Source organism: Blastococcus sp. SYSU DS1024 (genome assembly GCF_054050795.1).
This window is the reverse complement of the sequence record NZ_JBJHAA010000023.1, coordinates 46,777-56,609: the sequence shown is the minus strand read 5'-3', so window position 1 is coordinate 56,609 and position 9,833 is coordinate 46,777. Positions and strand designations below refer to the sequence as shown.

The following is a 9,833-nucleotide window of genomic DNA, read 5'->3' as shown; positions in this document are numbered from 1 at the left end:
GGTACGGGGGTCCTATGCGGCGTTGGAGCTGCGGTCCAGGGTGCGCCGCACGGGGGTGGCGGCCGCGTACACGACGGGGGTGGTCCTGGGGCCGCCCCCCCCCACCCCCACCCCCTGCGCCAGCCGGCCCGGCGGGTCGGGCGCCGGTGCCAGCACCCGTTCCGGGTTGTCCTCGAGCCGCGCGCCGGTCACCAGACCGGCGAGCGCCTCGGCCAGGTGCACCGCCCTGCGGCCGGTGTCGGCCTGCTCGACCTGGGTGCGGCAGCTGAAGCCGTCGGCGAGCACCACCGCCCGGGGGTCGCCCTCGCGCACCGCGGGCAGCAGGGCCTGCTCGGCGCAGGCCATGGAGACGTCGTAGTGACCCCGCTCGAACCCGAAGTTGCCGGCCAGCCCGCAGCAGCCGGAGTTCAGCACGTCGGCGTCGAACCCGGCCCTCCGCATCAGCTCGCGGTCCTGGTCGAAGCCCATGATCGAGTGGTGGTGGCAGTGGGTCTGCACCATCGCCGCGCGGTCCGCACGGGGAGGCGCCCAGTCCGGAGCGCGCTCACCCAGCAGCTCCGCGAGGGTCCGGGTCCGCTCCGCGAGCAGCCGGACGTCCTCGTCGTCCGGGAGCAGCTCGGGGGCGTCGGACCGGAAGACCGCGGTGCAGCTGGGCTCCAGCGCCACGACCGGCATCCCCGCGCGCAGCTCCGGCGCGAGGGCGCCCGCCGTCCTGCGCAGGGTCCGCGCGGCCGTCGCCAGCTGACCCGTGGAGATCCAGGTGAGCCCGCAGCACAGTTCCTGGTCCGGGATCCGCACGGTGAAACCGGCGTCCTCCAGCACCGTCACCGCCGCCTCGCCGATGTGCGGCTGGAAGAACTCGGTGAACGTGTCCGGCCACAGCATCACCTCGCCGCGCTCGCCCGTTCCTCGGGGCCCCCGCTCGCGGTACCAGGAGGTGAAGCGCTGCGGGGCGAACAGCGGCAGGTCGCGCTCCGGGGTCACCCCGCCGACCGCCTTGGCCACCGTGCGCACCCCCGGCGTCTGCGTCAGGGCGTTCACCACCCGCGGCGCCAGCGCACCGATCCGCGCGACCAGCGGCAACCAGCCGAGCGTGTAGTGGGTCCGCGGGCGCAGCCGGCCCGCGTAGTGGTGCGACAGGAACTCCGCCTTGTACGTCGCCATGTCGACGTCGACCGGGCAGTCGCTCCGGCAGCCCTTGCAGGCCAGGCACAGGTCGAGCGCGTCGCGGACGGCGGTCGAGCGCCAGCGGTCGCGGATGACGTCACCGCGGAGCATCTCGAACAGCAGGCGCGCGCGCCCGCGGGTGGAGTGCTTCTCGTCGCCCGTGGCCTGGTAGCTGGGGCACATCACCGCGCCGGGGGATGCCTCCAGCGACGCGCGGCACTTGCCGACGCCGACGCAGCGCGCCGCGGCGTGGGCGAAGGACCCCTCGTCCTCCGGGTAGCCGAAGGCGACCTCGGGTTGCCAGGCGGGGTACTCGTCGGTGACCCGGAGGTGGTCGTCGAGGGGGTACGGGGCGACGACCTTCCCGGGGTTCATCCGGTTGTCCGGGTCCAGCAGCGTCTTCATGCGGCCGAACGCCTCGGTGATCTCGGGGTCGAACATCCGGGGCAGCAGCTCGCCGCGCACCTGACCGTCGCCGTGCTCGCCGGACATGGAGCCGCCGTACCGGGTGACGAGCTCGGCGGCGTCCTCGAGGAACGAGCGGTAGGTGGGCTCGCCGTCCGGGGCGCCGAGCGGGAACGGGATGCGCAGGTGCACGCACCCGTGACCGAAGTGCCCGTACAGGGAGGCGGGCGTCAGGCCGTGCCGGTCGAGCAGCTGCTCGAGGTCGGCCAGGTACTCCCCCAGCCGCTCGGGTGCGACGGCGGAGTCCTCCCACCCCGGCCAGGTGTCGTGCGCGTCCGGCGGGTGCGCGGTGGCGCCGAGCCCGGACTCGCGGAAGGCCCACATGTCCGCCTGGTCCGCGGGGTCGCTCAGGACCAGCACGTCCGGCGGCTCGGGAGCGGAGCGGAGGTCCTCGATCATCCGCTCCATGCGTCCGGCGAGTTCCTCCTCGTCGTCCCCGGCGAGCTCGACCAGCAGCCAGCCGCTGCCGTCGGGCAGCTTCTCCAGGGCCCGCGGGTTCATCCCGAGCTCGTCCTGGTTGCGGCGCAGCACCTCGTCGACGCCCTCGAGCCGGTGCGGACGGTGCGGGAGCACCCGGGCGACGTCACGGCCCGCGGCGACGACGTCGGGGTAGCCGAGGACCGCCAGGCGACGCACCCGCGGCAGCTCCGACAGCTGCAGCTCCGCGTGGAGCACGGTCACCAGCGTCCCCTCGCTGCCCACCAGCGCCCGGGCCACGTCGAAGCCGTTCTCGGGCAGCAGCGCGTCGAGGTTGTAGCCGGAGACCCGTCGCGGGATCTGCGGGAAGCCGGTGCGGATCTCGGCCAGGTACCGGTCCCGCAGCTCGCGCAGTCCCCGGTAGACCTCCGCACGGCGGCCACCCGCCCGCACGATCTCGGCGTACTCCTCGTCGCTCGTCGGGCCGACCCACATCCGCGTGCCGTCGGCCAGCAGCACCTCCAGGCGGGACACCTTGTCCACGGCCTTGCCGTAGACCTGCGCCGAGGAGCCGCACGCGTTGTTGCCGAGCATCCCGCCGACCGTGCAGGTCCAGTGGGTGGCCGGCTGGGGTCCCCAGGTCAGCCCGTGCTCGGCGAGGCGCGCGTCGAGGTGGTCGAGGACCATGCCGGGCTCCACCACGCAGATGCGCCGGTCGACGTCGACCGACAGCAGCCGGTTGCAGTACCTGCTCCAGTCGAGGACGACGGCGGCGTTGGTGGTCTGCCCGGCCAGGCTCGTCCCCCCGCCGCGCGACAGCAGGGGCGCCCCGTGCTCCCGACAGACCGCGGCCGCCGCCACGGCCGCCTCCACGGTGCGCGGCTCCACCACGCCCAGCGGCGGGATGCGGTAGTTCGACGCATCGGTGGAGTACGCGCCACGGGTGCCTGCGTCGAACCGGACGCCGCCGTCGACCCGGCGGCGCAGGTCGGCCGCCAGCGCCGCGACGTCCACCCGGTCGGGCCCGGCCGGCTCCGGCGGCCGGCTGGTGGGCGGGGGCAGATCGGTGACCGCCATCGCTCAGCCCCGGCGCGGCAGGAACTCCTGGATCTTGGTCTTGGCCCCCTGCTTGACCACACCCCAGGCATCCTCGTCGCCCTTGAACAGCGACCTGGCCGTCTCGGTCATCTGCTCGAGCGTCGCGTGCGGCGGGATGGGCGGCACGTCGGCGTCCACGTGCACGTCGAGCAGCGCCGGCCGGCCCGCCGCCAGCGCCCGGTCCCACGCCGCCCCCACCTGGTCGGGGTCGTCCACCGTGATCGCCTCGAAGCCGAGGCCGGCAGCGAACGCGGCGTAGGAGACGTCGGGCAGCGTCTGCGAGTCGGCGAGCTTCGGGAACCCGCCCATGGCCCGCATCTCCCAGGTCACCTGGTTGAGGTCGTTGTTGTGCAGCACCGCGATCACCATGCGGGGGTCGGCCCACTCCCGCCAGTACCGGGAGATGGTGATGAGCTCGGCCAGGCCGTTCATCTGCATCGCCCCGTCGCCGACGAAGGCGATGACCGGCCGGTCGGGGTGGCCGAACTTGGCGCCGATGCCGTAGGGCACCGCAGGCCCCATGGTGGCCAGCGTCCCGGACAGCGAGCCCCGGGTGTCCGGGCCGAACCGCAGGTGGCGCGCGTACCAGTTGGCCGACGAGCCGGAGTCCGCGGTGATGATGGCGTTGCCGGGCATCCGGTCGTTCAGCTCGTAGAACAGCCGCATGGGGTTGACCGGGTCGGCGTCGGTCATGGCGCGCATGTGGATGGTCTCCCACCAGCGCCGGACGCCGTCCTCGATGCCGTCGCGCCAGGACCGGTCGGACTTGCGCTCCAGCAGCGGGATCAGCGCGCGGAGGGTGGTCGCGGCGTCGCCCACGAGGTTCAGCTCGTACGGGTAGCGCATGCCGATGAACTTCGCGTCGTGGTCGATCTGCACGCCGCGCGCCTGGCCGTACTCGGGGAAGAACTCGCTGTAGGGCAGGTTGGAGCCGACCGTCAGCAGGGTGTCGCAGTCCTTCATCATGTCCCAGGTCGGACGGGTGCCCAGCAGCCCGATCGACCCGGTCACGAACGGCAGGTCGTCGGGGAGCACGTCCTTGCCGAGCAGCGCCTTGGCCACGCCGGCGCCGAGGATGTCGGCGACCTCGACGACCTCCGCACGGGCGCCGCGCGCGCCCTGGCCGACGAGCATCGCGACCTTGCTGCCGCTGTTGAGCAGGTCGGCGGCGGCGCGGATCGACCGGTCGTCGGGAGCGATCGTCGGCGTCGAGGTGTGCGCGCTGCTGGAGGGCACCATCTTGTGCTCGTGCGTCGGCGGGCTGTACTCGAGCTCCTGCACGTCGGCCGGCATGATCACCGCGGTGGGCGCGTGCTCGGCGGCCGCGATCCGCATGGCGCGGTCGATCACGTTGGGGAGCTGTTCAGGCGTGTTCACCACGTGCACGTAGTGGTGTGCGACGTCCTTGAACAGCGACAGCAGGTCGACCTCCTGCTGGTAGGAGCCGCCCATGGCGCTCCGGTCGGTCTGCCCGACGATCGCGACCACGGGCACGTGGTCGAGCTTGGCGTCGTAGAGCCCGTTGAGCAGGTGGATCGCGCCCGGCCCCGAGGTGGCCATGCAGACACCCACCCGGCCGGTGAACTTCGCGTACCCCACCGCCTCGAAGGCGGACATCTCCTCGTGCCGGGACTGGACGTACTGCAGGCCGTCCTGCTTCCCGAACGCCTCGAGGATGCCGTTGATCCCGTCACCGGGATAGGAGAAGACCTTCTCGACCCCCCACTCCCGGAGGCGGTCCAGCAGGACGTCGGCGACAGTCTGGCTCATGGGGAGACCCCTCCCGTTGAATTGCACCGTCCTGGACGCGCTACCCGTTGAGCTGGGATGAAACCGAGGCGGGACTTTACGATCGGATGACCGCCCCACCTGTCGAGGCAAGGGGAACGACCCGTCGGTCGAGCACGTCGGCCCCGGGGAAGACATGGAGGCAACCACGCTCACCGCCGTCCCCGCCTCGTCAGCGGGTGCTCGTGCTCGGGGCGGGGACGACGTCTTCTCCGGCCTCGCGAGTGGGCGCGCAGCCCGGACCTTCCGGCCGCGCCCCTCGGGCCCCGACCCAACCTCCGGTAGCCGCGGACGCGGCACCGGCCATCCCGGGAGGACCGATGAGCGCAGGAGGAGACCACCGCGGGGACGGTGGACCGCATGATCCCGAGTTCCGCGTCGGGCGCGGGAAACCGGCCCGGCGGCGGATCGCCGCGCTCGCCGTCGGGATCATCGTCGTGGTCTTCGCGGTCCTGCTGACCATCTGGCTCCTCGGCAGAGCCGCCGCCGCGCACAGCCCAGCCGGGGCCGGGGGCGCGGACCACAGCGCTGAGGCGGGACCGGCTGACGGGGATGGCCCAGGCCTCGATGGAGCCGGTCAGCGGGGCGACCGGACCGCCTGAGCGAGCCGGGCTCGAGGGCACGCGATCTCCTGCACGTGCTCGGAGCGCGCACCCGCACCGACGCGGGCACTCCGCTCCGGCCGTCGGTGAGACCGATCCGGTCGGACTGCGTGCCCACGGTCGGCCGCCGACGACAGAGGCCTCCCTCGCCCCGTTCCGGAGCGAGGGAGGCCTCTGCACTGCCTTCGTAGCGGGGACAGGATTCGAACCTGCGACCTCTGGGTTATGAGCCCAGCGAGCTACCGAGCTGCTCCACCCCGCGCTGCTTTCCCCACGGTACCTCATCGGCGGGGACCGACCCCCGCCGGCCCCGTGGTCGGCGCGACCACGGGGCCGGCCGGGCTCAGGAGGTGCTGGCCGTGCCTGCCGTCGGCGGCACAGCGGTCGCCCCGCCGGTGGGGTGACCGTTCGGCGACGCCGTCGTGGCCGGAGGCAGCTGGTCCTCCGGAGCACGGCGCGGGAGGCGGGGTTCCTGCTGCAGCCCCTTGACCAGCGACGCGAGCACCATCAGCAGCACGACCGCGAACGGGAAGGCGGCGACGATCGAGGCGGTCTGCACCCCGCCCAGCCCGCCGCTGACCAGCAGGACGGCGGCCGAGGCGGCGATCACCAGACCCCAGACCGTGCTCACGCTGCGGGCCGGGTCGGCCCCGCCCCGGGTGCTCAGCGACCCCAGGACGTAGGTGGCGGAGTCCGCGCTGGTGATGAAGAAGGTGACGATCAGGATCATCGCCCCGATGCCGGCCACCAGGCCGCCGGGCAGCGTGTCGAGCAGGGCGAACAGCTGCGACTCGGTCGACCGCCCCCCGAGCTCCGCCCCCTCCTGCTCGGCGAGGATCCCGGCCCCGCCGAAGACGGAGAACCACAGCCCGCTCACCAGCGTGGGCACCGCCAGCACACCGATGACGAACTCGCGGATGGTCCGCCCTCGGGAGATGCGGGCGATGAAGGTCGCGACGAAGGGCGACCAGGAGATCCACCACGCCCAGTAGAAGACCGTCCACCCGTTGATCCACTCCGAGCGCTCGACGTCGAAGGGCCCGGTCTGCAGGCTCATCGTCGGCAGCTCGGTGAGGTAGCTGCCCAGCGTGGTCGTGAAGGCGCCCACGAGCCGGCCCGACGCGGCGGTGAAGAGGACGAAGGCGAAGAGCCCGACGGCGAGGACGACGTTCGCCGTGGACAGCCACTTGATGCCGCGGTTCAGGCCCGACAGCGCCGACAGCAGGAACAGGACCGTGACCACGGCGATGATCAGCAGCTGCACACCCGAGCCGACGGCGATGTCCGCGTCGAGGGAGGCGAGACCGCCGTTGACCTGCGCCGCGCCGAGCCCCAGCGACGTCGCGACCCCGAAGACGGTGGCGACCACGGCGACGGTGTCGACCGCGACACCCAGCGGGCCGTCGACGCGATCGCCGAGGAGCGGCCGCAGCGCACCGCTGATGGTGGCCTTCCAGCCGCGGCGGAACCGCGCGTAGGCCAGGGCCATCGCCAGGACGGCGTAGATGCCCCACGGGTGCAGGCCCCAGTGGAAGAACGAGTACCGCAGCGCGTCGCGGGCGGCCTCCGTGGTCCCCGGGTCGGCGGTCGGCGGGGTGAGGAAGTGCGACACCGGCTCCGCCACGCCCCAGAAGACCAGGCCGATGCCCATCCCGGCGCTGAAGAGCATGGAGAACCAGGCCCGGGTGCTGTACTCGGGCCGGTCCTCGTCCGCACCCAGCCGCACCCGCCCCCACCGCGAGACCGCCACCGCGATGACGGCGATCAGCACGATCGTGGCGGTGAGCAGGTAGAACCAGCCGAACCGGTCGACGACGAAGGCCCGCGCGGACCCGGCCGCGGAGTCGAGGGACTCGGGCGAGACCGCCCCCCACAGGACGAAGGGGAGCACGATGGCCAGCGAGGCCCAGAAGACGGCGGATGTTCTGCGCACGAGCGGAGGTTCCTCCAGTCGGGGACAGCCGGCGGACGACCGGCGGCAGGCCGGACCTCCGGAACGGATCCGGCGGTTGGCACGACCACCCAGGTTGGCAGGGCAGGCGCGGAAGCGCACCTTCTGACGGGTGAGAAGGGCCACCCCCGTGGGCCGGAGTCGTCGGGGATCGTGGGCGGGTGCCACCTCAGCCGTCCGCGCAGCAGGGCCCCCACCACGCCGTCGACCTCGCCCTCCGGGCGGGGGAACTGCTGCTGTCGGCTGGAGCCAGCGCCGCCGAGGTGACCGCCACCTGCACGGTCGTGGCCCGCTCCTGCGGCCTCGGGCGGGTGGAGTGCGACATCACCTTCACCTCGATCACCGTCTCCGGCCACGCCACCGCGGACGCCGCCCCGATCAGCGGGCTGCGCCTGGTCCAGCGGCGGGAGCTGGACTACTCGCGCGCCACCGCCGTCCACAACGTGGTCGGCGACCTGGCCGCGGGACGGGTGACCCCGCCGGAGGCCGACCGCCGGCTCCGGGCGATCGCCACCGCACGGCACCCCTACCGACGGTGGGTGGTCACCGGGGCGCGCGCCGTCCTGGCCGGGGCGGTCGCCGTGCTCCTCGGCGCCGGGCCCGCGGTGACGGCGGCCGCGTTCGGCGCCACGGTGCTCGTCGACCTCGCCATCGACCGCCTCGGCCGCCGCGGGCTGCCGCCCTTCTTCCTCAACGCGGCCGGCGGGCTGATCGCCACGTCGGTCGCCCTCGCGCTGGTGGCCGCCGACATCGGCGTCCGCCCGTCGCTCGTCGTCGCCGGCGGCATCGTGCTGCTCCTGCCGGGGGTCACGCTCGTCGGCTCGGTGCACGACGCGATCACCGGCTTCTACGTGACGGCGAGCGCGCGGGCCTTCGAGACGTTCCTGCTGACGGCCGGGATCATCAGCGGGGTCGCGGTCGGCCTGTCGATCGGGGTGCGGCTGGGCCTCCCGGTCGCCATGTGGGACCCGCCGTCCAGCGGCCTGGCGGACGTCCCGCTCCAGCTCGCCGCCGCAGCCGCGATCTCGGCCTCCTTCGCCGTCGCCAACCACGCCCCCCGCCGCACCCTGCCCCCGGCGGCGGCCGCCGGCGCGCTCGGCTGGGCCGTCTTCGTCGGGCTGGACCAGCTGCGCCTGTCGGTCACCCTCGCGACGGCGACCGCCGCCGTCGCCATCGGCCTGGGCAGCTTCGTCCTGGCCGCCCGCCAGCGGGTACCCGCGCTGGTCTACGTGGCCGCCGGGATCATCCCGCTGCTGCCCGGGCTGACGATCTACCGCGGCCTCCGCCGGCTCACCGAGGGCGACACGCTGGGCGGCATCACGCTGCTCGGGACGGCGATCACCGTCGGCCTGGCGCTGGCGGCGGGGTCGCTGCTGGGCGAGTACGTGGGGCAGGCCCTGCGGCGGACCCGCCTGCCCGGGGAGCGGCGCCTGACCGGCCTGGTCCAGGCCCGGGGAGCACGCGCGCGGAGCGCCACCGGCGGCGGTGGCGGGGTGGCGCGCGCGTGACGCGGGGGCGTCGGCACGGACCCGTGTGAACGGTGGGGCGGGCCGCCACGCGCGAGGCGCCGGACCCGTGCGCGCCTCCGGCGCCCCCGTTCCCGCCCCGCCTACAGTCCGGCTCGTGGCGGGGGACGTGGCGGCGAAGAGGTTCGTCGGGGACCCGCAGCCGGTGGAGATCCACCACCGCGGGATCTGGTACTCCGGCGAGCTGCTCGGCTGGCGGCACACGCCCGACGGCCGTGTCTCGGCCCGCGTGCGGTGCACCGTCGACGGGCTGCGGCACTCGACGTGGAAGGACCTCGCCGAGCTCCGCCTGCCGGACCCGGCCCACCCCCCGCGGCGGGAGCCGTTCCCCGCGCCGCCGGCGCGCCCGCTGGCCGCCGCGCCGTCGGCCGAGCCGGACCGCACGCGCCCGCACACGCTGCTGGCCGCGCTGACCACGCGACCGCGCCCACCTGCGCACGTGAGCACGCCGCCGGTCCCGCGGCCGCCCGCCGACCCGGGGACGCCGGCTCCCGCCCAGCGGGTGCCGGCCGCGGCGCGCGCGCCGCGAGGCGAACCGGCGCGGCCGCGGCCGACGCCGTACCGCCGTGCCCCACGCCAGGCCGACGACTGGTCGCGCGACTGGCCCGATGCCCGCACGCACGAGGAGCTCAGCGCCGTCTGACCACTCGGGCCCGCGGCCCGAGCACCCGAAGGCACGAGGACGACGAAGGCCCGGCCCCTGGTGGGGCCGGGCCTTCGTGGTGGTAGCGGGGACAGGATTCGAACCTGCGACCTCTGGGTTATGAGCCCAGCGAGCTACCGAGCTGCTCCACCCCGCGTCGGTGACACCACCGTACC

At 74.2% G+C, this 9,833-nt stretch carries 5 protein-coding genes and 2 tRNA genes; 2 read left to right on the top strand and 5 right to left on the bottom strand.

The annotated features are described in order from the left end of the window. Nucleotides 1-12 precede the first annotated feature (12 nt). The 4 genes from ACI79S_RS17730 to ACI79S_RS17715 all read right to left on the bottom strand — a co-directional run bounded on the left by ACI79S_RS17730 (nucleotide 13) and on the right by ACI79S_RS17715 (nucleotide 7,470). Nucleotides 13-3,126 (bottom strand): FAD-binding and (Fe-S)-binding domain-containing protein, encoded by a 3,114-nt coding sequence (locus tag ACI79S_RS17730; protein WP_456594758.1) that lies wholly within the window; start codon nucleotides 3,124-3,126, stop codon nucleotides 13-15. 3 nt (nucleotides 3,127-3,129) lie between these two features. Continuing rightward, a complete protein-coding gene (locus ACI79S_RS17725) occupies nucleotides 3,130-4,917 on the bottom strand; it encodes a thiamine pyrophosphate-requiring protein (RefSeq protein WP_456594757.1) in 1,788 nt (595 codons plus the stop codon). Nucleotides 4,918-5,725: 808 nt separating this feature from the next. Then, nucleotides 5,726-5,799: transfer RNA gene (locus ACI79S_RS17720), tRNA-Met, on the bottom strand. Nucleotides 5,800-5,880: 81 nt separating this feature from the next. Continuing rightward, nucleotides 5,881-7,470 carry a BCCT family transporter gene (locus ACI79S_RS17715; RefSeq protein ID WP_456594756.1) on the bottom strand — a complete coding sequence of 530 codons (1,590 nt, stop codon included), beginning with the start codon at nucleotides 7,468-7,470 and terminating at the stop codon, nucleotides 5,881-5,883. 179 nt (nucleotides 7,471-7,649) lie between these two features. Here ACI79S_RS17715 and ACI79S_RS17710 point away from each other — a divergent pair, with 179 nt between their 5' ends. Both ACI79S_RS17710 and ACI79S_RS17705 read left to right on the top strand, forming a co-directional pair. Continuing rightward, entirely contained in the window at nucleotides 7,650-8,996 is a 1,347-nt protein-coding gene (locus ACI79S_RS17710; RefSeq protein WP_456594755.1) for a threonine/serine ThrE exporter family protein, read from the top strand. 115 nt (nucleotides 8,997-9,111) lie between these two features. Next, nucleotides 9,112-9,657 carry a hypothetical protein gene (locus ACI79S_RS17705; protein ID WP_456594754.1) on the top strand — a complete coding sequence of 182 codons (546 nt, stop codon included), beginning with the start codon at nucleotides 9,112-9,114 and terminating at the stop codon, nucleotides 9,655-9,657. An 80-nt stretch (nucleotides 9,658-9,737) separates the two neighbouring features. Here the strand turns inward: ACI79S_RS17705 and ACI79S_RS17700 are convergent. Continuing rightward, nucleotides 9,738-9,814 (bottom strand) — tRNA-Met (locus tag ACI79S_RS17700). Nucleotides 9,815-9,833: the final 19 nt, after the last annotated feature.